We start from the raw sequence: 21,866 nt of genomic DNA on the forward strand, positions 1-21,866 counted from the left end.
ATCAATCAGTGGTTGTTTTTTTAGTTTTCTTTATTAAGAAATAAATGACACCAAGAATAACAGCACCAATAATAATAGGCAGTGTATATTGTGCTGCATATTCTTTAATATGTGACCAATTCTCGCCTAACGCATGTCCTAAGTAAAGGAATAGAATGGTCCACGGAATAACAGCGGCTACCGTATAAAAAGTAAACTTTGCTGCCGACATTTTTGCAATTCCTGCTGGAATGGATATCGCGTGCCGAACAACGGGGATAAAGCGGGCAAAGAAAATGACGCCGACTCCATATTTTCTAAACCATAGTTCGGATAGGTCAATTTGCTTCTTATTAATAAAGACATACTTCCCGTATTTTTCCAAGAACGGACGACCGCCATAATAACCAGCCCAATAGAGGAATAACTGTGCAAAGGTCCCGCCGATGGTACCTGCAATAATCGCTCCTGGATAGCCGAGAATCCCTTCTGAAATCATATAACCGCCATATCCTAAGACTATTTCACTTGGAATAACCTCAATCATTAACCCTAATGCAATTCCGAAGTAACCTAACTCTGATAAGAACTCCAATACTGAAAAAATAAATTCCTTCATAGTCCACCTTCACTTTTGTAAATGTTTTTTAGCTTTTCTTAGTTTATAACAGTTTCGATTAGAAAGAAATAAAAACAGCGGACAACCCGCTGTTCGTCATTTAACTACTTAATGACCTTGATGATGTGAACATGTAATTGCGATGATGAAAACGAATACTATAAACAATCCCCATTGCAAACATATTACCCATTAACGAACTTCCGCCATAACTGATGAAAGGTAAGGGGATTCCTGTGATCGGCAGGACCTGAATGGTCATACCGACATTTTGAAAAACATGAAAAGTCAGCATCGAAATGATTCCTGTACACACATATGTATTAAACGGTTCATTCGTATCTAAGGCCGTTTTTATTAAATGATAAATTAATAGAAAAAATAGTCCAATGACAATACTGCCGCCTACAAAGCCATACTCCTCACCAATTACACTGAAAATAAAGTCTGTATGTCCTTCGGGAATATATACTTCCCGGTTTCCAAAGCCCTTTCCCGTTATCAACCCAGACCCAATGGCACTTAAGGATTTCAATAGGTGATAGCCTGAGCTGCTGGAGTGATTAATTGGGTCGAGCCAAGCATAAATGCGGTTAAACTTGTATTGTTGTACATGTAAATACTTTTCAAGGATATCCGGTCTTTGCAGTACTAGATAAATAATGAAAGCTCCAAGTGAAGCTCCAGTACTAAAGAGCGGTAATATAATTTTCCATGTGATCCCCGAGACTAGAATAAATCCAACTAAGATCGATAATAAGACGAGCGAGGTGCCCAGATCATTCTGCTTCATAATAAAGAAGATAGGGACGAGTGTGGTGATTGATAGTTTAAGCAATAACCAAAAGTCTCTTTTAAATGTTTTCTCAAGATATTTCTCCTGATGCTTGGCTGCAACGGAGCTAAGCGCTAAGATTAAAAACGTTTTTACAAACTCTGAAGGCTGAATGGAACCCACAGGAGTGATAAACCAGCTTTTTGCCCCGTTTCTAATTGGTGCGATATCTAACGGTGCAACAAGAACACCAATAAGTAAAAGAAGTCCAAATCCATACAAATACCAAGAAAGCCGCCGGTATTGATATCCGTCGAAAAGGATGGTAATGGAAATGATGGCGGCACCAACTACATACCAGAAGGTTTGTCTGACTAAGAAATTATCCTCGTACTGCCCAGCAGTTTGTGCACTATAAATTCCTACACAGCTAACAAGAAAAAATAGAAACAGAATTAATGTTAACGTCCAATCAAAGCGATCTACTTTTTTTGTGAAATTGTCCATATGCCACACCCAATTTTATCTGTTTGTTTAGTGTTATGCTAACAAAGAAAAGATTTGGTAACAATACATTTAGGGAATTTATTACAGGAACTTAAGTGTTATGACGAATCAATTAAGGAATATGTTTCAAAAAAAGTAAGCATGGTCCAAGTCCGTGCTTACAGAAGATAGTGAAGGAACATCGTTGCAATTCCAAAGTACGTGAGCAGTGAAAAAATATCATTAATCGTTGTAATTAATGGGCCAGAAGCGACGGCAGGGTCTATATTTAAACGGAATAAAATGAGCGGGATAATGGTGCCAGCCATGGTGCCGATAATAAGAGTAAAGAAAAGAGAAACACCGACAACTGCGCCCAAGATAAAGCTTCCCTGCCAGATATAAGCAATGATTGAAATAAGAATGGCACAGGTAACGCCAATTGTCACTCCTACGCCGAGTTCGCGCAGTACTAAGCGTGCAATGACTCCTCTATCTATATCATGAGAGATAAGACCTCTTACAACAACAGCTAGTGATTGAGTTCCAGTGTTTCCGGTCATGCCGGCAATCATTGGCATGAAAAAGGCAATGGCGACGACCTGATCCAATGTATTTTCAAAACTGCTGATAATGCTCCCGGATATGAGTCCGATAAATAAAAGCAAAATAAGCCATGGAAGCCTCCTGGCAGCAGCAACCAATGTCTTTGTATCGAAGTCGATGGATTTCCCAGAGGCTGATAACTTTTCTATATCTTCATTTGCTTCCTTAATGACGACATCAATGATATCATCAACCGTTACAATACCAACCAGCACATTTTCTTCATCCACTACGGGAATAGCTAGGAAATCGTATCGTTCCGTCATCTGGGCCACTACTTCTTGGTCGGTGGTGACGGATACCGAAATAACACGTTCATACATAATACTATGAATTCTTTCATTGAGATCCGCCATCAGTAAATCTCGATAGGAAACGACGCCAACAAGCTTTCGTTCTTCATCGACGACATACAGGTAGTTTATCGATTCAGCAAACTCCGCAAACGTTTTTAACTTATCAACAGCTTCTCTGACATTATAATAACTGCGAATCCACACAAAGCGATTGGTCATCATTCTTCCTGCTGTTTCGGGTGGATAATTCATGATATCGGTAACCGCTTTGGACTCTTCTACCTTCATACCCGAGAGAAGTGACTCTTTTTTCTCTGGGGATAGTTCATCCAGGAGTAAGGCTAAGTCATCATTGTCCATTAAATCAAGGACTTTGCTGGATTTCTCTATTCCAAGTTTATTTAATACTTCAAGCTGTTCTTCCTTTTCAAGTTCCTGCATTAAATCAGCAAGGACGTCGAAATTTAAGAATAAAAGAAATCGAAGTTTATGCTTTTCAGGTAAATCCTCATAGATCTTCGCCGTGTCATATGGCTGTAATTCTTCAAGAATCGTAATAAAGTCAGCCTTTTTATTTTCTTTTAGTAATTTAATAATATGGAGAGTGATTTCATCCTGCGTCATATCTTTGATCATTATATACGCTCCTTTCTAACGGTGCGTTTTTACACTCTATACAAGTATGCTAGAAAATGATTTGTTGATAATATGCCAATACTAGTAAGGAGTTTAAAAATAGTATGTGTTATTTGTAAACTAAACAAGCTAACTGTTTCAAAAGTATCACAAAAACCTATAGAATTGTAAAAGAATTGAAATAAGCTATTTGTACTATTAATGATAAAATGATGAAGGATTGATTAATATCAGTGAGCACTTTTATGTAGTACGTCTAACTCATTATCATAGATTTTATTTTTCCTGATCGGAGGAGTTTGGTTTTGAAAAAGCATCACCAAGACATACGGGATCTCGTTTATGTCCATCTAAATCAAAATGATCAGTATGTACTGTCTCACGGTATCGAATTTGCCGAATTTGCTGCTGCTTTTTCCGGTGCTTTAAATCCGCTGCTATTATTAAAGCACCACTTTGAAGATGGTGACTTTAATAGGCATACTCTGCTCGAATATTGCCCGGAGGACAGAATCAAGAAGCTTGCTGCCGAAGATATATATGGCTACGGAGACTTTTGCTGGATTGACTTTGTTGAAGAGGAAGGATTAAATGAACTCACAGGACAGGAAATAGCAGAATTGTTATATTTGGGTCACCAGAAGCAGCATTTAAAACTCCCCTTTTATAATAAGCTTGGTAATCGCTTTGTTTATTTAGCACATGATGATGGTTTCTTTAATAAAACATATTATCGAAGCTTTAAGGATTTTTTTCAACTTTTAAGCCATTCGCTTTCAAGTAAATTAGGAGAATTAAAGCTTGAGAAATCAATCCTTGGAATTAGGAAAAAGCGCCTATATCCACCAATAAATAAGGAAATTCTCCTATCTCTGACCCCTTTTATTAAGGAAGGTATCTGTATTTCCTTAAGAGATGTGGATCATCAGCGAACCAGACTGGAAATCCCAATCTGGGTGATAGGTGATTTTGCCACTATGGATGATATGTACGAGGAGTATGAACAAATTTCAGGTGAAAACTGCCACGCTAAAATCATCTTTGATAAAAAAACAAAAGAATGGAAGCTTACCGTAATCTAATCTCTCCATTTCAGTGGGGAGATTTTGTTTGTGTAAGTAATAATAGGAAGTTTTTAACCAAGCTGTAGGTTTCATAAAATAATAAAAGTGATAAAATAAAATCGTGAAATGCGAAAATGGAGGTTTACTATGAAAACAAAAATTGGTTTATTGTACGGGGGTAAATCCGCTGAACATAAAGTTTCCTTACAAACAGCTCTTGCGGTAATAAAAGCACTGGATCTTGAAAAATATGAAATACATCCGATTTACATAAATGTAGAAGGGCAGTGGATCAAGGGACCACAGCTGACTGCGCCTGTAGAAAACGTAAAAGCATTAGAATTTTCAAATGAAAATCAGTTAACCCCTTTATCATTAGCACCATCTCTCTTTCCGAACAGCGAACAAACTGAAAACGAACCCTTAGATGTAATCTTCCCACTGCTGCACGGACCGAATGGTGAGGATGGAACAGTACAAGGATTATTGGAATTATTAAACCTTCCGTATGTCGGTAACGGTGTTTTAGCTTCTTCGGCAGGAATGGATAAAGTAATGATGAAAAATGTATTTGCTCAAGCAGAGTTGGCACAGGTGAATTATGTTGCTTTTATTAGAACGGAATGGGAAAAGGCGAAAGAGTCTGTTTATACCAAAGTGGAAGAAAAACTAGGCTACCCTTGCTTTGTAAAACCAGCGAACCTAGGTTCAAGTGTCGGTATCAGTAAATGTACAAACCGAACAGAACTTGAAGAAGCATTTGTGGAAGCATTCCAATTTGATCGTAAAGTGATCATTGAAGAGGGTGTTGTAGCCCGTGAAATTGAAGTGGGAATCCTTGGGAATGACGAACCAAAATGCTCTGTGGCCGGTGAAATTGTTCCAAAGAAGGATTTTTATGATTATAAAGCGAAATATGAAGATGGTGATACTGCATTAATCATTCCGGCAGATGTTTCTGAGGAAGAGTATCAACAAATAAAAGAAATGGCCATTCAAGCCTTTAAAGCGCTAGATTGCTCAGGACTTGTTCGTGCTGACTTCTTCTTAACAAAAGACGGTAAAGCATTAATTAATGAAGTGAATACGATGCCAGGTTTCACGCCTTTCAGCATGTTCCCTTTGTTATGGAAACATACAGGTGTTGAATATCCACAATTGATTGAAACCTTAGTGAATCTTGCAAAAGAACGACATGCAGAAAAACAAAACATAAAATACACTTTCTAAGAATTGACACGGCTTGGTGCCGTGTCTTTATTTAAAGTCATAACTAACTGGAGGTTTATAATGATTAAAAGAAACCTAAAGCAAATATCAGAAATGATAGCTGTTAAAAATGATATTACCTCATTTGTCGAGATAGAAATTACGGGTGTTTCCATTGATTCTAGAAAAATTGAACCAGGTAATTTGTTTATTCCTTTTAAAGGGGAAAGCTCGGATGGTCATAAATTTGTAGAGGAAGCACTTAAAAAGGGTGCAGGTGCTGCTCTGTGGCAAAATGATGTCCCAAACCCACCAACACACTTACCAATCCTTATTGTTGAAGATTGCTTAGCTGCCTTGCAGGAATTAGCGAGAGAATATCGCAAACAATTACCAGTGAAAGTGGTAGGAATTACCGGAAGTAATGGAAAAACAACCACAAAGGATATGACAGCATCCCTCTTGTCCACCACCTATAAAGTACAAAAAACAGAAGGAAATTATAATAACCATATTGGACTGCCTCTTACCGTTTTAGGTTTGGATGAGGATACTGAAATTGCCGTATTAGAGATGGGAATGAGTGGAAGAGGGGAAATAGAATTTCTCACAAAACTTGCTTCTCCGGATGCAGTTGTAATTACAAATATTGGAGAATCACATCTTCTTGATCTTGGGTCAAGAGAAGGAATTGCCGAAGCTAAACTTGAAATCTTGCAAGGTTTAAAAGAGGGGGGCTTGGCCGTCCTTCATGGCGATGAACCACTTCTAATGGAAAGAATAAATAAATATAAGATGAATGTTAACGTTCTAACATTTGGAAGAAATAACAGGAATGATTTTTATCCTACAGAAGTCATACAGATAGAACAAGGCAATAGGTTTACGATCAATGAGTCCTCAGAAAACTTCGAACTTCCTGTGTTAGGAACTCATAATATATTAAACGCACTTGCTGCAATGATCATTGCTCAACACTTTGATGTATCCTTTAGTAAAATGAATGAAGGCTTAGCGAACGTTAAACTTACCAATATGAGGATGGAAATCGTCGAGGGGAGTCATGGTGAAAAGATTATCAACGACGCCTATAATGCTAGTCCTACCTCGATGACGGCGGCAATTGAACTGGTTTCAAACCTTAAGGGTTATCAAAAAATCATTCTAGTTCTCGGTGATATGCTTGAATTGGGACCTCAGGAAGAACAGTACCATCAGCAAATTGGTGAGGGATTGAATCCCGGTAAAATAGATTTGGTCTTTACCTTTGGAAAATTAGCAGAACACATTGCTGAAGGAGCACGTTCCACTTTAGGGAAACACAGAGTTTTTTCCTATAGTGACAAGAATGAGCTAATTAAAGTGTTAAAGCAGCATGTTACTAACGAATCATTAGTCTTGGTAAAGGCCTCAAGAGGAATGAAGTTAGAAGAAATCGTAACAGCATTACAGAAAAGGTAAGGATTTAATTCCAAAAATAAGACCGTATGCGAAAAACTGTTAATGGAAAACTAAAGAAAAATATTCTTCAAAATAAAGCAGGTGGAGAACATGATTGGCTGTTTATGTATTCATGGCTTTACAGGGGCACCATATGAAGTAGAGCCTCTTGCTGAGTATTTAACGAAACATACAGACTGGATATTCAGTGTCCCGACTCTTCCTGGCCATGGCGAAAATCTTTCCCTAAAAGGTGTCCACTATCAACAGTGGATCGAACATGCAGAGACCGAACTAAAGAAATTAATTGCTACCTGTGATAAGGTCTATGTGATAGGGTTTTCCATGGGGGGGATGATTGCAAGTCTTTTGGCTGCAAAGCACCCTGTGGACAAGCTTGTACTACTTAGTGCAGCTGCCTTTTACCTAAATCCAAAGCAAATGGCAAGTGAAATTAAATCAATGATTTTGGATTCATTAAAAGGAAACTTAGGAAATAATGAATTTTTTCAGCGTTATAGAAGAAAAATAAAAGCAACTCCCATAAAAGCGACTTTACAATTTCGCAGGCTTGTCTCTTATATCAAACCACTTCTCCCTCAAGTAGAAGTGCCAACATTAATTGCACAGGGAGAATGTGACGGAATCGTCCCTCCTAAAAGTGCTGAATACTTATACCGAACGATTAGTGCAAAAACAAAAAGACTTACGTATATCAAGGATTCTAGCCATCATATTTGTCACTGTGAGGAAAAAGAGGCCCTATTTTCTCAGGTGTATGAATTTTTGATGGATCGGTAATGCTTATATGGGAACCGTAAGTAAACCGCATTAATTGCAATTAACATGTTAAAGTGTTATGATAGTCAGCAACGTGTCTAAAGAACGATGAATAAAGGGCATACTCCTTGAAGGAGAATGTCTTTTTTTGGTAAAATATAGATGTTACCTACTTGCGGCATTTTGATGCGTGTCTAGCTGCGCGCCTAGGGACTCGACCGTTTCAGTCCCGGCAGTGAAGTCAAAAATTGAACTTCACTGTCACCGTCCTACAGCGCTTTTCGCCCCTAAGCGAGACGCTTCCGCATTTCTGAGTATCGGGCGAAAATATTCAGCACTTTAAAAATATTTTCACATAGATGAAGGAGAATGAAAACATTGACAAAGTTTGAAGATTTAGGCCTAAGTAAGGTCACTTTAGAATCTGTCCTCAAAATGGGTTTTGAGGAAGCAACACCAATCCAGGCAGAAACAATTCCAATGGGGCTTGCAAACAAGGATTTGATCGGGCAGGCTCAAACAGGAACTGGTAAAACAGCTGCATTTGGAATTCCTTTAGTTGAAAAGGTTGATGTAACCAAGGATGCCATCCAAGGAATCATCATTGCACCAACTCGTGAGCTTGCAATCCAAGTATCAGAAGAGCTTTATAAAATCGGATCTGGAAAAAGAGTCCGCGTTCTATCCATTTACGGCGGACAGGACATCAGCCGCCAAATCCGTTCATTAAAGAAGTTTCCACATATTATTGTTGGTACTCCTGGACGTGTATTGGATCATATCAACAGAAAAACAATGCGCTTAGATACAGTTAATACTGTAATCCTTGACGAAGCAGATGAAATGTTAAATATGGGATTCATTGAAGACATTGAAACCATTCTTGCTTCTACACCGGCAGAGCGTCAAACTTTACTTTTCTCAGCAACAATGCCAGCTCCGATTCAAAGAATGGCAGAAAAGTTTATGAAAGACCCTCAAATTGTACGTGTCAAGATGAAGGAAATGACTGTACCAGCGATTGAACAATTCTATCTTGAAGTGATGGAAAAAAATAAATTTGATGTCTTAACAAGACTTCTTGATATTCAATCACCAGAGTTAGCGATTATTTTTGGACGGACGAAACGCCGTGTTGACGAATTATCTGAAGCATTAACCTTAAGAGGTTACACTGCTGAGGGAATTCACGGAGATTTAACGCAGGCGAAACGTATGCAGGTCCTTCGGAAATTTAAAGAAGGAACCATTGATGTATTAGTGGCAACGGACGTGGCAGCAAGGGGTCTAGATATCTCTGGCGTAACCCATGTTTACAACTTTGATATTCCACAAGATCCTGAAAGTTATGTCCACCGAATTGGACGTACAGGACGTGCTGGTAAATCAGGTATGGCACTTACATTCATCACTCCACGTGAAAAGTCTTACCTATCTGTATTAGAAAGAACAACGAAACGCAAGATGGAGAGAATGACTGCTCCAACACTTGATGAAGCATTAGAAGGTCAACAACGTGCAGTTGTCGATAAGATTGTGCAGACGATTGAAGGCAATAATCTTCAATATTATAAGAGAGCGGCTAATGAATTACTTGAAGAAAATGATGCTTCAACTGTCATTGCAGCTGTTTTGAAAATGTTAACAAAAGAACCAGATACCACTCCTGTGAAGTTAACAGAAGAATCACCGGTTCATCATAAGAGAGATAGAAAACCACAAGACCGTGACCGTAGAAGAAGAGATGACAATAGAAGCTATAATTCTTCACGCGGTGGCGAACGTGGTGACCGCGATCGTAAAAAGGCACCTGCTAAGCCAAGAACAGGTGAAAAGCGCACATCAGGAAAACCAAGAAGCTTTAACAGATAATAAAGATAGAGAGCATGGACTTAATGTCCATTGCTCTCTTTTTATTTTAACGGGGTGTTTAATGGGAACATTAATGGTAATAGCCTGTTAGGAGTGATGAGGATGATTGTTAAACTTGGATATGTGGCGATGAGTGTTGAGCTTCAAAATGCATCACCATCCCAAACGATGACGTTTGCACAATTTAGCAAGCTAACGGACCGTGAAGCAGCAATTCGAAAGCTGGAGCGGATTGCAGAATCAAATATAGATAATTGTTTAAGGTTATTAAAACACAATGCCGGAAATCAAATTCATTTCTTTCGTTTAAGCTCCCGTCTAATCCCGCTGGCGAATCATGAGGAGCTGCTTGATTGGGATTATATGAAGCCACTGAAGGAATCATTAAAAAAAATGGGTGACTACATTAACCAGTACCCAATGCGAATTGATTTTCATCCCGACCATTTTGTTGTCCTAAATACGCCCAACAAAGAAATACTCTCTAATGCATTAAAGACACTTGTGATGCATATGAAATTGCTTAAGGGGATGAAGATTGATACAGAACATCGTTGTGTACTGCATGTAGGCGGCGGCTATGAGGATAAGGAAAAGGCACTTGAACAATTTATTCATAATTGGGGATATATTCAGCCAGCTATTCAAAAAATGATTATGCTTGAAAACGATGATACCACGTTCACGGTGAAAGAGACGTTATACCTTTGTGAGAAGTTAGGGATTCCAATGGTATTTGATTACCACCACCATTTGGCAAATCATGAAGAGGAGGAGTGGCAGGAAGACTGGGAACGAATTGTTAACACCTGGAGGACATCACCACTACCGGTGAAAATGCATATATCAAGTCCCCGTTCAGAGAAGGAATACAGAGCTCATGCTGAATTTGTTGATCCGGATATGTTTTTGAACTTCATAAATAAAATGAAGGGCAGTGTTCCTGAGGTCCATTGTATGATAGAAGCCAAACAAAAGGATGCCGCTCTCTTTCGTCTGATGGAGGATTTGCAGGGCAGGAAAGGAATTACGCCAATAGATCAATCTAGTTTTGTTGTTGAATAACGTTGATGTTTCCTTCCTGATTACCATGTATACTTAAGTGAAGGCGTAGTGAATAGGAGGGGCACATGATACTAGAGCCGCAAAAACGAATATCTGCAAAGGCATTAACGGTTTGGAAAATTTCAGGTGCGATAAAGATTGTCATAAGCTGGATTCTGGCAGGTGTTGCTATTTTTCTAATACATATCTTTAAAGGACCATTTTGGATATCAGTTTTATTAATCGGAATCGAACTCATTTCTACTTATTTATTTATTTTTTTATTGCCGTCAATAAAGTGGCGACGCTTGCGGTATGAGGTTAGGGATGAGGAAATTGAACTTCAAGAAGGTATTTTCATCGTAAAGCGGACATTAATTCCGATGATTCGTGTTCAGCATGTTGATACGGTACAGGGACCTATTTTACGTAAATATCAATTAGCCTCTGTTATTATTAATACCGCTGCAACGTCACATGAAATTCCTGCATTAGAAGAAAGTGAAGCAGAAGTATTAAGGCACTTTATTTCTAATCTTGCAAGGGTGGCGGATGAAGATGTTTGAACCGAAAAGACTTCATCCCATTGTGATTGTGCTGTCTATAGGCAAAAGGTTAAAGGACACCATTTTTAGTTTTATCGCCTTGATCTTTATTTGGAACAGAGGAGGAAAGTTGCTGCTATTTGGGGCTATCGCTATCGCAATGGCTGCAATTGTTCTGACAAGTATTCTTTCCTGGCTGCGATACACCTATAGATTAGAACAGAATGAACTTCGGATCGAATATGGTGTTTTTATTCGCAAGAAAAGATATATCCCTTTAGAGCGGATTCAAAGTCTGGATATTTCAGAAGGAATCCTACAGCGACTATGCGGGATGGTAAAGGTCAAGATAGAAACCGCAGGAGGAAGCGGAAATGATGAAGCGGAAGCGGTCCTTGCGGCTATCTCTAAAGAAGAGGCACGCTATATTCAAGAATATGTAGCTGCAGCTAAAAACCCGGTTGTTCAAGAAGCTGAATCTGTTCAGGAAATTCCTAGTCATACAGTGTATAGAATGACTCCAGCACAGTTAATCTTACTATCACTTACATCGGGTGGAGTAGGAGTGGTCATTTCGGCGGTATTGGCATTTTTCTCACAGCTGGATGATTTGATTCCCTATCGGAGAATATTTCGTGGAGTGGAACAATGGGCAGTAAGTAATCTGATTATCATTGTCCTGCTTGTTTTTGGAGGCTTTGTGGCTGCTTGGGTTATTGCTCTAATTGGAACGATGCTAAAGTATGCAAATTTTAATGTCATAAAAACGGAACATGATTTGGTTATTTCACAAGGATTATTAGAAAAAAGACAGATCACGATTCCGTTAACTCGGATTCAAGCGATCAGGATTAATGAAAATATCGTTCGCCAATGGCTGGGTTATGGGTCGGTTATGGTTGAAAGTGCAGGTGGTTCAGCTAGTAATCAGGAAGGTTCAAAGGTACTGCTCCTGCCGCTTGTAAAGATAGATACCATTAAAGATATTTTGGGGCCGTATCTTACGGATTACCACCTATCCTCAAGCTTTAATCCAGTACCTAAAAGAGCGATGCTTCGTTATGTTTTTCGGAGCTGGATCCTGATTGTTCCGGTAGTGGCTGCGGCTATTTTCTTTCTAAAATTGTGGGGACTTCTTTCATTGGCAGTCCTAGCGTGGTTTACTTTTTGGGGGATATTAAAATATAAGGATGCTGGATGGAAATTGGAAGAGCAGCAATTAAATTTACGGTATCGAAAGATTGTCAGAGCTACCGTATTTATCAAGAAAAATAAAATCCAAAGTCTAGAAATGAAAGAAAGCTACTTTCAAAAAAGAAAAGAACTAGGAACGCTGGAAGCATTTGTGAAAGTTGGCTTCGGTGGTGCTGGCGGCACTATAATCGATATGGACCGAAAAGATGTGAAGAAGGTTTACTCTTGGTTTTCTAGGGAAGCTAAAAAGAAGGATTGAACCAAAAGATTGGCTCAATCCTTCTTTTTATTATAAAAAATGGCTCCTAGTAAAAAGCCGCCTAATAAACCGAATATATGGGCAGTGATATTAATATTGGGCTGGATGAAGGTCATAACTAAGCTAAGGGCACAAATGATAAGGATAATTTGCGAATTTTGCTGTGAGAGCATATGCTTACGAAAGAGAATCATGCTTATATAATAACCAAATAATCCAAAAATCGCGCCGCTAGACCCAACATGTACATAGGTTAAAGGTTCAAGCAGTAAAGTAGCCACATTTGCTAGGATACCGGAAACAAGATAGACGAGCAGGAATTTACCCTTTCCTAAGAGCCTTTCAAGTGCTGGACCAAAAAGAACGAGTGAGAAACTGTTAAATAAAACATGAGTAAACCCGCCGTGCATAAAGATGGGAGTAAAAAGCCTCCAATACTCACCTTCCATAATATAGAGGTTTACACCTGAAAAAGTCGCTTTAAACCAAAAGTTTGGGAATATCGGTAAAGCAGTAAAAAGATATAATAGGAAATGAATGGCTATAATAATAGAAACAACTGGATAAAAGCGAATGAATTCGCGAAAACTCTCTGTCCTCGTAAACATAATAACCTCCCCGAGAATACTTACTAATTATAATAGACTGAAATATGGTCTTGTTGTACTATTATGCATCTTTTAATTTAAATAGAAGGGATCTTGAGCATGATTAAAGGGATCGGAATTGATATTATTGAACTTTCAAGAATTGAAGAAATTGTCACTAGACAAAAGAAGTTGGTAGATCGGATTTTAACTGAGAATGAGAAACGAACGTTCATAGAGCTTCCTGAGCGAAGAAAAATTGAATTTTTAGCCGGGAGATTTGCGGCAAAGGAAGCCTATTCTAAAGCTGCTGGCACGGGAATCGGCAAAGAGTTATCTTTTCTAGATATTGAAATTGAAGCAGATTCTTACGGCAAGCCCTGCATCGTAAGGCCAGAAACGAATGGATTTCTTTCGATCTCACACAGCAGAGATTATGCTGTTGCACAGGTAGTTATCGAAGAAAAATAGAAAAATCATATATAGCTTGGCACCCTTTTATCATATTCCTTAAGGTTGTCTCATATATTCATAGGGAAATGGGAGAGACGAGTCTTCTTTATATTCATATGAAAAATGAGACAAGAAGGGGTTGAAGGAATTGAAGAAAAGGTTTTTGCTTGTGTTTACTGGGTTAATGGTCATCTTTCTACTAGCTGCCTGTGGCTCTAAGTCAAAAGATGATGTGGTGAAAGAGTTAAATGGAAAACTAAATGATTTAACTGGTTATAAAGTAGATGCAAAAATGACGTTGAAAATGGGCACTGATTCACAGGTGTATAACGTTGAGATTTGGCATAAGGATCCAACATTCTACCGCGTCAATTTAAAAAATGCAGAAAAAGATCAGAGTCAGATGATATTACGTAACGATGAAGGGGTATTTGTATTAACACCTGCACTAAAGAAGAGTTTCAAATTCCAAAGCGATTGGCCTCAAAACAGCAGCCAAGCCTATTTATATGAATCGTTAATTAAAGACATTGTTGAAGATAAGGAGTCAAAATTCTCTGCTACTAAAGAACATTATGTATTTGAAACCAAAACCCGCTATCAAAACAATAGTATGCTGCCAATCCAGGAAATTAAACTAAACAAGGAAGATTTATCCCCGGCTATGGTAAAAGTAATGGATCCAGATCGAAATGCGCTAGTGACTGTAGAATTCTCAAAGGTTAAATTCAACGCCAGCTTTGATGATAGCGATTTTGATATGAAAAAGAATATGACTCGTGCTGACCTTAACCTTCCTGTCATGGCAGATAGTAAGGATGAAGCCTTTACTGTTAAATACCCAACTGCCGATATGGGTGCGAAGTTAGTGGAAGAAAAAGTTGTCAAACTTGAAGATGGAAAACGGGTTGTCCTAACCTACGAAGGTGCTAAGTCATTCACGCTTGTACAAGAAAAGGTAACCGTGAAAGAAGCCTCAACGTCACCTACTTATATCGATGGAGACTTAGTTGATTTAGGTATTACCATTGGTGCTGTTTCTGAAGGTTCGATTACTTGGACCATGGATGGTGTGGACTACATGATTGCCTCCAACGACTTAACAGAAAAGGAACTTGTTGAGATCGCCAGAACAGTTCAAGGTGATGTAGAAAAATAGGATTAAAGGATACAGGCTCTGAATAGGGCCTGTTTTTCATTTGACAATTAAAATAAGTAGTTTGATAATCAATAGGGTAAAAATAAATATAATAAAAGTGACTTTAAGTAATTAGGAAGTGGAATAATGACAGAGCAGGGCTATTTTTATAGAGACACATGGGCAGAGGTTGATTTGGATTATATTCTCTCAAATGTTGCCTCTGTCAAAAAACTTTTGCCTCCCAACGTGGAGATCATAGCCGTGGTAAAAGCAAATGCTTACGGTCACGGGGACTTTAAAGTGGCCGAGAGTGCACTGAAAGCAGGTGCAACTTATCTAGCAGTAGCATTTATGGATGAAGCAATCGCTCTCCGGAATAAGGGAGTACTTGCACCGATTCTAGTCTTAGGTGCAACACGTCCAGAAGATGCTACGCTAGCAGTCAAGTTTAACATCACCATTACAGTGTTCCGGTTAGAGTGGGTAACAGCGGCACAATCCTATCTTCCAAAAGATAAGGTACTTCCCGTTCATATTAAGCTTGATACTGGAATGGGGAGAATTGGTATCCGTACAAAGGATGAGTTAGCACAGGTTGTAGAAACGATATCTAGAGATGGAAGGCTAGCAATTGAGGGTGTCTTTACACACTTTGCCACAGCAGATGAAGTAGACCAAACTTACCTGGATAAACAATTAGAGCTATTCCATGATTTGCTTTCTGTCATGAAGGAACAGCCTAAATATATCCATTGTAGTAATAGTGCTGCTGCTTTACGATTCTCAAAAGCTAATTTTAATGCTGTACGTCTTGGGATTGCTATGTATGGATTAACACCATCTCCTGAGATTGAAAATGAACTGCCTTTTCCCCTTAAGGAGGCATTTTCGCTCCGTTCGAGGCTTGTCCATGTGAAAAAACTCGATAAAGGTGATAAAGTAAGTTATGGTGCTACTTATGAAGCTGAGGGCGAAGAGTGGATTGGTACGATTCCCATTGGTTATGCTGACGGCTGGATTCGTCGGCTCCAAGGGCAGGAAGTATTGGTTGAAGGTAGAAGAGTGCCAATTGTTGGCAGGATTTGTATGGATCAATGTATGGTAAAATTACCACATGAAGTGCCAGTTGGGACGACTGTTACGTTAATTGGCAGAGAAAATGGAGAATTTATCTCTGTTAATGAAATTGCTCAAAAACTAGAAACAATTAATTATGAAGTACCGTGTATCATCTCAAATAGAGTACCCCGTCTATATAAACAGGGTGGGAAAATTGTCGTATTAAAAAACTATCTTTTGCACGAATAAATGGCTTAATATTAAAAATGGGAACATAATTATGATAATGCGGAATTTTAGTGCATAAAAGATAGTTTGTTTGGCCTATAATACAGAAGTATTATATTTAGTCTATGCATGTTGGGCATTAAGTGGTATTATAAAATATGGTAGATAGAAAAAATGGTGTGTAGTGATGGTGGAGGTGTATGTTTGTGTCTGAATCCGGCGCAACTACGGAAATCTTAGTAAAATTACCGCAACATCTTTTAACCGAGTTAGATGGTTTTGTAAAATTAGAAAACGTTAACCGGAGCGAGTTTATTTATCAGGCAACTAAAATGTATTTACGCGAACGAAAAAAGAGACAAATTCGCGAATCCATGAGACGTGGATACATGGAAATGGCAATGATCAATTTATCGATTGCATCGGAAGCATTTCAAGCAGAATTTGAGGCAGAGCACACAGTTGAACGTCTTGTAAGCGGAGGGTAATCCCTTGATTGTCAAGCGTGGTGACGTTTATTTCGCGGACCTATCCCCAGTTGTTGGTTCTGAACAAGGCGGCGTCCGTCCTGTACTTGTCATTCAAAACGACATCGGGAATCGGTTTAGTCCCACAGTTATTGTTGCAGCGATTACAGCACAAATTCAAAAAGCGAAGCTTCCCACTCATGTAGAAATTGATGCGAAGCGCTACGGTTTTGAACGAGATTCAGTCATACTTTTAGAACAGATTCGTACAATTGATAAACAGCGGTTAACCGATAAAATAACCCATCTCGATGACGAAATGATGGAAAAAGTGGATGAAGCCTTGCGAGTAAGTATAGGTCTCATCGAATTTTAGCATGAATGCACGCTCTTTTTAGAAAGAGCGTTTTTTTATACGTATGCTCTAACCTCATATTTGTTTCTGCCTTTAGCAAGCTCATTAGCTTGCTTCTTTTTTTTAGACTTTGTTATTATTCATTGTTGATTTTCGTGCAGGGTTGATTATTCATAGGCGGAGAATTTCCGCCTATTGTATAAAAAGGAAGCTTAGAAGCTGATATAGGCGGAGATATTCCGGTTATCAGCTCTAAATAAGACAAAGTTCAAGGACTTGGATTATATAAGCGGAAAAACTCCCCTTATTCTTAAGGAAATATGGGTATTTTTTAATTTAAGCGGAATTTCTCCGTCTATTTTCAAAACACAGTGATATCAACATTCAGTTATAACATTTTTAATAGGAAAGAAATGGTCCTGTAATGAATCAGTTGTGGGAATTTGATACAATATGGTAATAGGAATGGATGGAGGTTTGTGAAGTGAATGATACAGTTGTAAAAGATGAACAGCTTCTTGGGAAGGTAGCTGCCGAGTTAACCATACCTCATAAGCAGGTAAAGAGTGTAATCTCGTTATTAAATGAGGGGAACACAGTCCCGTTTATCGCCCGTTACCGTAAAGAAATGACTGGGGCACTAGATGAAGTCCAGATACGAAATATCCAGGAACGCTGGCAATACATACAAAACCTTGAGCAAAGGAAAGAAGAAGTACTACGGACCATTGCGGAGCAAGGTAAATTAACCGAAGAACTTTCACATAAAATAACGAAAGCAGAAAAGCTTCAAGAGGTGGAAGATTTATATCGTCCTTATAAACAAAAACGACGTACAAAAGCGACGGTTGCAAAGGAAAAAGGGCTAGAACCTTTAGCAGAATGGTTATTAACATTTCCTAAAACTCCGATTGAGGAAAAGGCAAAGGAATTTTTATCGGATGAAAAAGAAGTTCTTACGGTTGAAGACGCTATTGCTGGTGCGAAAGATATCATTGCTGAAATGATTTCTGATGATGCAGAGGGACGGAAATGGATTCGTAACGAAACCTTTAAGTCAGGTAAAGTGGAATCAACAGTAAAAGATGCGGAAAAAGACGAGAAAAAAGTTTATGAAATGTACTATGAATATGAGGAGCCAGTAAATAAAATTGTTCCCCATCGAATCCTTGCGTTAAATCGTGGTGAAAAGGAAGATATCTTAAGGGTATCCATAAAGATGAATAATGACATAGTCCTTTCTTATCTATCGAGAAAATGGGTACGCGTCCAGCATTCACCCGCAGCACCTTTTGTCATTGAAGCAATAGAAGATAGCTATAAGCGGCTTATCCAGCCCTCGATTGAAAGGGAAATTCGAGGCGAACTAAATGATAAAGGTGAAGAGCAAGCGATTCATATCTTCTCTGAAAATCTTCGCAACTTACTATTGCAGCCGCCTTTAAAAGGAAAAGTCGTTATTGGTGTGGATCCGGCTTATCGGACAGGCTGTAAGCTTGCTGTGGTGGATGAAACAGGAAAGGTATTGAAGATAGATGTAATCTATCCGCATCCACCCGTAGCAAAGGCAAAGGAAGCAAAAGAGAAGTTCATTCAAATTCTTCGGGATTATAAAGTAGAGATGGCTGCCATTGGCAATGGAACGGCCTCAAGGGAAACTGAACAATTCGTGGCGGACATCCTTAAAGAAATGGATGATGAAATCTATTATCTAATTGTAAATGAAGCGGGTGCCAGCGTGTACTCTGCCTCTGATATAGCGAGAGAAGAGTTTCCTAATTTTCAAGTAGAAGAAAGAAGTGCGGTCTCAATTGCAAGAAGATTACAGGATCCACTTGCCGAGTTAGTGAAGATTGATCCGAAATCAGTTGGAGTTGGTCAATACCAGCATGATGTTACCCAAAAGCGCCTTTCCGAGTCATTGCATTTTGTTGTTGAAACGGCGGTTAACCGTGTAGGTGTGAATGTAAATACAGCTTCAGCCTCCTTACTGCAATATGTTGCAGGGCTGACAAAAACGGCGGCACACAATATTGTGAAGAAAAGGGAAGAAGAAGGGAAGTTCACGAGCAGGGTGCAATTAAAGAAAGTCCCTCGTCTAGGGGCTAAAACATATGAACAAGCCATTGGCTTCTTGCGTGTATTAGATGGGAAACAGCCGTTAGACAAGACGGGAATTCACCCGGAAAGCTATAATGAAGTGAAAAAGTTATTAGAGAGTCTGGGCTTTTCAACAGATGATTTAGGAAGTGCTGAATTAAGAGATGCCCTTGGTGGTCTAGATTTAAAATCAGTTTCTGCAGAACTGTCAATTGGTGAATTAACACTAAAAGATATCATCGACGCACTCGTAAGACCAGAACGTGACCCGCGTGATGACCTGCCGCGTCCATTATTGAAAAAGGATGTCCTTAAATTAGAAGATTTAAGTGCAGGAATGGAACTGCAGGGTACAGTTAGAAATGTGGTGGATTTTGGCGCGTTTGTAGATATCGGTGTTAAGCAGGATGGTCTCGTTCATATTTCTAAGCTAAGTAATCGTTTTGTGAAACATCCTTTGGATATCGTATCTGTTGGTGATGTGGTAACCGTTTGGGTAGACTCTGTAGATATGAAGAAAGGCAGAGTAGCGTTAACGATGCTGCCGCCAGCTAAATAAGAGTAAAGTAGAAGAAAGAGTGCAACCCACCTAGTGAGTTGCACTTTTTCTTATGAAATGTGCTTTTTTCTGTAAAAAAACCAGCATTGGTTTAGCAGTTTAATTTGGTATCGGTCCTTCTCGTAGAAAGCTCTTTTCATTTGGTTCTGAAACCAAGTCGGCATAGTTAACCCTCCCGAAAAGTAGATCATTATAGGTATCTACAATATATGCTATAATAGGTTGTCACGTTCGCTTTTATGTTTGGAGGGAAAGCAAATGGAGGATAAAGAACTACAAAAATTAGTCGAAAAAGTCTCGATTGAATTCTTTGGCAAGCCTTTTAGGCATAAAGCCTCCTTTAATAGCAGGCTGCGTTCAACCGGGGGAAGATATCTACTTGGGACTCATAACATCGACATCAATAAAAAATACTTAGACCAACTGGGTTTAAACGAACTAATCGGGATTATTAAACATGAACTCTGCCATTACCATCTCCACATAGAAGGAAAAGGTTATCAGCACCGTGATCCAGATTTTAAAATGTTATTGAAAAAAGTAGGTGCACCAAGATTCTGCAGCCCGCTGCTAGACAAACCTAAAAAACGCACCCCTAATAAAATTCTCCTTTATGAATGTACAAAATGCCTGCAGCAATATAAAAGAAAACGAAGTATTAATACAAGTCGCTATGTGTGTGGAAAATGTAGAGGCAAGCTAAAAAAGGTGAAAGAGTTACATGAAGTATAAGGAAATAATATGCAGCTTATTTTCTCTGAAAATCATGTTGACTTTATCATACATCGTCATTATAATGTAAAGAGTCGACAAGGTGATTGTCCTTGTTTGGCACCTAAAAGTTTAATTATTCCGCAGTAGCTCAGTGGTAGAGCTATCGGCTGTTAACCGATCGGTCGTAGGTTCGAGTCCTACCTGCGGAGCCATTTTTTTATGGGGAAGTACTCAAGAGGCTGAAGAGGCGCCCCTGCTAAGGGTGTAGGTCGGGTAACCGGCGCGAGGGTTCAAATCCCTCCTTCTCCGCCATAAAAATTGGCCCCTTGGTCAAGTGGTTAAGACACCTCCCTTTCACGGAGGTAACACGGGTTCGAATCCCGTAGGGGTCATCAGGGACGGGAGATGATTTTAGCTCATTTCCTGTTTCTTATTTAAAACAAATTTGGTCCGGTAGTTCAGTTGGTTAGAATGCCTGCCTGTCACGCAGGAGGTCGCGGGTTCGAGTCCCGTCCGGACCGCCATTTTCTTAATGGAATTAAAATAATATTGGGCTATAGCCAAGCGGTAAGGCATCGCACTTTGACTGCGACATGCGTTGGTTCAAATCCAGCTAGCCCAGCCAAGAGCCATTAGCTCAGTTGGTAGAGCATCTGACTTTTAATCAGAGGGTCGAAGGTTCGAATCCTTCATGGCTCACCAAGTTATTTTCGTTAGAAAATAACCAAGATTTTTTGCGCTAGTAAAATAATCTTCCATATTTGCGGGTGTGGCGGAATTGGCAGACGCACCAGACTTAGGATCTGGCGCCGCAAGGCGTGGGGGTTCGACTCCCTTCACCCGCACCAATTATTAACTCTTGAAAGACTGTTGATAATATGGTATGCTATTAAATGTCGCTGAAACGTATGCGGTCGTGGCGGAATGGCAGACGCGCTAGGTTGAGGGCCTAGTGGGGGCAACCCCGTGGAGGTTCAAGTCCTCTCGGCCGCACCAAAAAAAGTTGTTGACACATCAAACCCGGTTTGATATAATATAAAAGTTGACTTTGAAAGTTTGCGCCCGTAGCTCAATTGGATAGAGTGTCTGACTACGGATCAGAAGGTTATGGGTTCGACTCCTTTCGGGCGCGCCATATTTTACGGGAAGTAGCTCAGCTTGGTAGAGCACTTGGTTTGGGACCAAGGGGTCGCAGGTTCGAATCCTGTCTTCCCGACCATTCGAAACTTTATATGCGGGTGTAGTTTAGTGGTAAAACCTCAGCCTTCCAAGCTGATGTTGTGAGTTCGATTCTCATCACCCGCTCCAATCTTACTATTAATTGCTCTTTGAAAACTAAACAAACAAGAACGTCAACAAACAATTTTTTAGCTTTTTATAAAAGCTAAGCCAACGTAAC

At 39.3% G+C, this 21,866-nt stretch carries 20 protein-coding genes and 11 tRNA genes; 26 read left to right on the top strand and 5 right to left on the bottom strand.

Translation table 11 applies throughout. The features are described 5' to 3' along the window. Position 1: 1 nt before the first annotated feature. The 3 genes from uptA to mgtE form a co-directional block, all read right to left on the bottom strand. Positions 2 to 598 (bottom strand): undecaprenyl phosphate transporter UptA, encoded by a 597-nt coding sequence (gene uptA, locus ACY3XC_RS27590; protein ID WP_464871394.1) that lies wholly within the window; start codon positions 596 to 598, stop codon positions 2 to 4. Positions 599 to 698: 100 nt separating this feature from the next. Further along, positions 699 to 1,880: an FtsW/RodA/SpoVE family cell cycle protein gene (locus ACY3XC_RS27595; RefSeq protein ID WP_464871395.1), complete on the bottom strand. Its 1,182-nt coding sequence runs from the start codon at positions 1,878 to 1,880 to the stop codon at positions 699 to 701. A 158-nt stretch (positions 1,881 to 2,038) separates the two neighbouring features. Beyond that, positions 2,039 to 3,397: a magnesium transporter gene (mgtE, locus tag ACY3XC_RS27600; protein WP_464871397.1), complete on the bottom strand. Its 1,359-nt coding sequence runs from the start codon at positions 3,395 to 3,397 to the stop codon at positions 2,039 to 2,041. 305 nt (positions 3,398 to 3,702) lie between these two features. Here mgtE and ACY3XC_RS27605 point away from each other — a divergent pair, with 305 nt between their 5' ends. From ACY3XC_RS27605 to ACY3XC_RS27640, 8 genes are all read left to right on the top strand, one after another. Continuing rightward, positions 3,703 to 4,479: a hypothetical protein gene (locus tag ACY3XC_RS27605; RefSeq protein ID WP_464871398.1), complete on the top strand. Its 777-nt coding sequence runs from the start codon at positions 3,703 to 3,705 to the stop codon at positions 4,477 to 4,479. 129 nt (positions 4,480 to 4,608) lie between these two features. Continuing rightward, positions 4,609 to 5,691, top strand: a complete 1,083-nt coding sequence (locus ACY3XC_RS27610) for a D-alanine--D-alanine ligase (RefSeq protein WP_464871399.1) — start codon at positions 4,609 to 4,611, stop codon at positions 5,689 to 5,691. Positions 5,692 to 5,751: 60 nt separating this feature from the next. After that, a complete protein-coding gene (locus ACY3XC_RS27615; protein ID WP_464871400.1) occupies positions 5,752 to 7,131 on the top strand; it encodes a UDP-N-acetylmuramoyl-tripeptide--D-alanyl-D-alanine ligase in 1,380 nt (459 codons plus the stop codon). A gap of 90 nt (positions 7,132 to 7,221) precedes the next feature. Continuing rightward, positions 7,222 to 7,911 carry an alpha/beta hydrolase gene (locus tag ACY3XC_RS27620; RefSeq protein ID WP_464871401.1) on the top strand — a complete coding sequence of 230 codons (690 nt, stop codon included), beginning with the start codon at positions 7,222 to 7,224 and terminating at the stop codon, positions 7,909 to 7,911. A gap of 357 nt (positions 7,912 to 8,268) precedes the next feature. Beyond that, positions 8,269 to 9,762: a DEAD/DEAH box helicase gene (locus tag ACY3XC_RS27625; RefSeq protein WP_464871402.1), complete on the top strand. Its 1,494-nt coding sequence runs from the start codon at positions 8,269 to 8,271 to the stop codon at positions 9,760 to 9,762. Positions 9,763 to 9,864: 102 nt separating this feature from the next. After that, entirely contained in the window at positions 9,865 to 10,827 is a 963-nt protein-coding gene (uvsE, locus tag ACY3XC_RS27630) for a UV DNA damage repair endonuclease UvsE (protein ID WP_464871403.1), read from the top strand. A 65-nt stretch (positions 10,828 to 10,892) separates the two neighbouring features. Then, a complete protein-coding gene (locus tag ACY3XC_RS27635; RefSeq protein WP_464871404.1) occupies positions 10,893 to 11,372 on the top strand; it encodes a PH domain-containing protein in 480 nt (159 codons plus the stop codon). Next, positions 11,365 to 12,804, top strand: a complete 1,440-nt coding sequence (locus ACY3XC_RS27640; RefSeq protein WP_464871405.1) for a PH domain-containing protein — start codon at positions 11,365 to 11,367, stop codon at positions 12,802 to 12,804. The genes ACY3XC_RS27635 and ACY3XC_RS27640 overlap by 8 nt, the downstream gene beginning before the upstream one ends. 14 nt (positions 12,805 to 12,818) lie before the next feature. Here the strand turns inward: ACY3XC_RS27640 and ACY3XC_RS27645 are convergent, their stop codons facing one another. After that, positions 12,819 to 13,412, bottom strand: a complete 594-nt coding sequence (locus ACY3XC_RS27645; protein WP_464871406.1) for a rhomboid family intramembrane serine protease — start codon at positions 13,410 to 13,412, stop codon at positions 12,819 to 12,821. Between the two features lie 99 nt (positions 13,413 to 13,511). Here ACY3XC_RS27645 and acpS point away from each other — a divergent pair, with 99 nt between their 5' ends. The 6 genes from acpS (at position 13,512) to ACY3XC_RS27675 (ending at position 19,753) form a co-directional block, all read left to right on the top strand. Beyond that, positions 13,512 to 13,862: a holo-ACP synthase gene (acpS, locus tag ACY3XC_RS27650; RefSeq protein ID WP_464871407.1), complete on the top strand. Its 351-nt coding sequence runs from the start codon at positions 13,512 to 13,514 to the stop codon at positions 13,860 to 13,862. A gap of 130 nt (positions 13,863 to 13,992) precedes the next feature. After that, on the top strand, positions 13,993 to 15,003 hold the full coding sequence (locus ACY3XC_RS27655; RefSeq protein WP_464871408.1) for a LolA family protein: 1,011 nt from the start codon (positions 13,993 to 13,995) through the stop codon (positions 15,001 to 15,003). 126 nt (positions 15,004 to 15,129) lie between these two features. Further along, positions 15,130 to 16,293, top strand: a complete 1,164-nt coding sequence (alr, locus tag ACY3XC_RS27660; RefSeq protein WP_464871409.1) for an alanine racemase — start codon at positions 15,130 to 15,132, stop codon at positions 16,291 to 16,293. A gap of 185 nt (positions 16,294 to 16,478) precedes the next feature. Next, entirely contained in the window at positions 16,479 to 16,760 is a 282-nt protein-coding gene (locus tag ACY3XC_RS27665; protein ID WP_095251323.1) for a CopG family ribbon-helix-helix protein, read from the top strand. A gap of 4 nt (positions 16,761 to 16,764) precedes the next feature. Then, positions 16,765 to 17,115, top strand: coding sequence for a type II toxin-antitoxin system PemK/MazF family toxin (locus tag ACY3XC_RS27670; RefSeq protein ID WP_034673264.1), 351 nt, complete (start codon positions 16,765 to 16,767; stop codon positions 17,113 to 17,115). A 448-nt stretch (positions 17,116 to 17,563) separates the two neighbouring features. Continuing rightward, entirely contained in the window at positions 17,564 to 19,753 is a 2,190-nt protein-coding gene (locus tag ACY3XC_RS27675) for a Tex family protein (protein WP_464871410.1), read from the top strand. 50 nt (positions 19,754 to 19,803) lie between these two features. Here the strand turns inward: ACY3XC_RS27675 and cmpA are convergent, their stop codons facing one another. Continuing rightward, positions 19,804 to 19,917 (bottom strand): cortex morphogenetic protein CmpA, encoded by a 114-nt coding sequence (cmpA, locus tag ACY3XC_RS27680; RefSeq protein ID WP_095251326.1) that lies wholly within the window; start codon positions 19,915 to 19,917, stop codon positions 19,804 to 19,806. Between the two features lie 94 nt (positions 19,918 to 20,011). On the opposite strand from cmpA, the gene ACY3XC_RS27685 reads away from it, so the two are divergent. The 12 genes from ACY3XC_RS27685 (at position 20,012) to ACY3XC_RS27740 (ending at position 21,775) form a co-directional block, all read left to right on the top strand. Then, a complete protein-coding gene (locus tag ACY3XC_RS27685; protein ID WP_464871411.1) occupies positions 20,012 to 20,485 on the top strand; it encodes a SprT family protein in 474 nt (157 codons plus the stop codon). 119 nt (positions 20,486 to 20,604) lie between these two features. Then, a tRNA-Asn gene (locus ACY3XC_RS27690) sits at positions 20,605 to 20,679 on the top strand. A gap of 9 nt (positions 20,680 to 20,688) precedes the next feature. Continuing rightward, positions 20,689 to 20,779: transfer RNA gene (locus ACY3XC_RS27695), tRNA-Ser, on the top strand. A gap of 8 nt (positions 20,780 to 20,787) precedes the next feature. After that, positions 20,788 to 20,859 (top strand) — tRNA-Glu (locus ACY3XC_RS27700). Between the two features lie 55 nt (positions 20,860 to 20,914). Further along, positions 20,915 to 20,991 (top strand) — tRNA-Asp (locus tag ACY3XC_RS27705). Positions 20,992 to 21,017: 26 nt separating this feature from the next. After that, positions 21,018 to 21,092: transfer RNA gene (locus ACY3XC_RS27710), tRNA-Gln, on the top strand. Position 21,093: 1 nt separating this feature from the next. After that, a tRNA-Lys gene (locus tag ACY3XC_RS27715) sits at positions 21,094 to 21,169 on the top strand. Positions 21,170 to 21,230: 61 nt separating this feature from the next. Next, positions 21,231 to 21,315, top strand: a tRNA-Leu gene (locus tag ACY3XC_RS27720). Between the two features lie 62 nt (positions 21,316 to 21,377). After that, positions 21,378 to 21,463: transfer RNA gene (locus tag ACY3XC_RS27725), tRNA-Leu, on the top strand. Between the two features lie 62 nt (positions 21,464 to 21,525). Further along, a tRNA-Arg gene (locus ACY3XC_RS27730) sits at positions 21,526 to 21,602 on the top strand. Positions 21,603 to 21,609: 7 nt separating this feature from the next. Further along, positions 21,610 to 21,686: transfer RNA gene (locus ACY3XC_RS27735), tRNA-Pro, on the top strand. A 15-nt stretch (positions 21,687 to 21,701) separates the two neighbouring features. Then, positions 21,702 to 21,775, top strand: a tRNA-Gly gene (locus tag ACY3XC_RS27740). Positions 21,776 to 21,866 lie beyond the last annotated feature (91 nt).

The organism is Bacillus sp. CZDM1 (assembly GCF_055502545.1).

What these genes read in the sequence shown, in the direction of transcription:
- alr (WP_464871409.1), top strand. Translation starts at nt 15,130, where the DNA reads ATGACAGAGCAGGGCTATTTTTATAGAGACACATGGGCAGAGGTTGAT.
- ACY3XC_RS27675 (WP_464871410.1), top strand. Translation starts at nt 17,564, where the DNA reads ATGGAGGTTTGTGAAGTGAATGATACAGTTGTAAAAGATGAACAGCTT.
- ACY3XC_RS27620 (WP_464871401.1), top strand. Translation starts at nt 7,222, where the DNA reads ATGATTGGCTGTTTATGTATTCATGGCTTTACAGGGGCACCATATGAA.
- acpS (WP_464871407.1), top strand. Translation starts at nt 13,512, where the DNA reads ATGATTAAAGGGATCGGAATTGATATTATTGAACTTTCAAGAATTGAA.
- ACY3XC_RS27595 (WP_464871395.1), bottom strand. Translation starts at nt 1,880, where the DNA reads ATGGACAATTTCACAAAAAAAGTAGATCGCTTTGATTGGACGTTAACA.
- uvsE (WP_464871403.1), top strand. Translation starts at nt 9,865, where the DNA reads ATGATTGTTAAACTTGGATATGTGGCGATGAGTGTTGAGCTTCAAAAT.
- uptA (WP_464871394.1), bottom strand. Translation starts at nt 598, where the DNA reads ATGAAGGAATTTATTTTTTCAGTATTGGAGTTCTTATCAGAGTTAGGT.
- ACY3XC_RS27685 (WP_464871411.1), top strand. Translation starts at nt 20,012, where the DNA reads ATGGAGGATAAAGAACTACAAAAATTAGTCGAAAAAGTCTCGATTGAA.
- mgtE (WP_464871397.1), bottom strand. Translation starts at nt 3,397, where the DNA reads ATGATCAAAGATATGACGCAGGATGAAATCACTCTCCATATTATTAAA.
- ACY3XC_RS27640 (WP_464871405.1), top strand. Translation starts at nt 11,365, where the DNA reads ATGTTTGAACCGAAAAGACTTCATCCCATTGTGATTGTGCTGTCTATA.
- ACY3XC_RS27615 (WP_464871400.1), top strand. Translation starts at nt 5,752, where the DNA reads ATGATTAAAAGAAACCTAAAGCAAATATCAGAAATGATAGCTGTTAAA.
- ACY3XC_RS27610 (WP_464871399.1), top strand. Translation starts at nt 4,609, where the DNA reads ATGAAAACAAAAATTGGTTTATTGTACGGGGGTAAATCCGCTGAACAT.
- ACY3XC_RS27635 (WP_464871404.1), top strand. Translation starts at nt 10,893, where the DNA reads ATGATACTAGAGCCGCAAAAACGAATATCTGCAAAGGCATTAACGGTT.
- ACY3XC_RS27645 (WP_464871406.1), bottom strand. Translation starts at nt 13,412, where the DNA reads ATGTTTACGAGGACAGAGAGTTTTCGCGAATTCATTCGCTTTTATCCA.
- cmpA (WP_095251326.1), bottom strand. Translation starts at nt 19,917, where the DNA reads ATGCCGACTTGGTTTCAGAACCAAATGAAAAGAGCTTTCTACGAGAAG.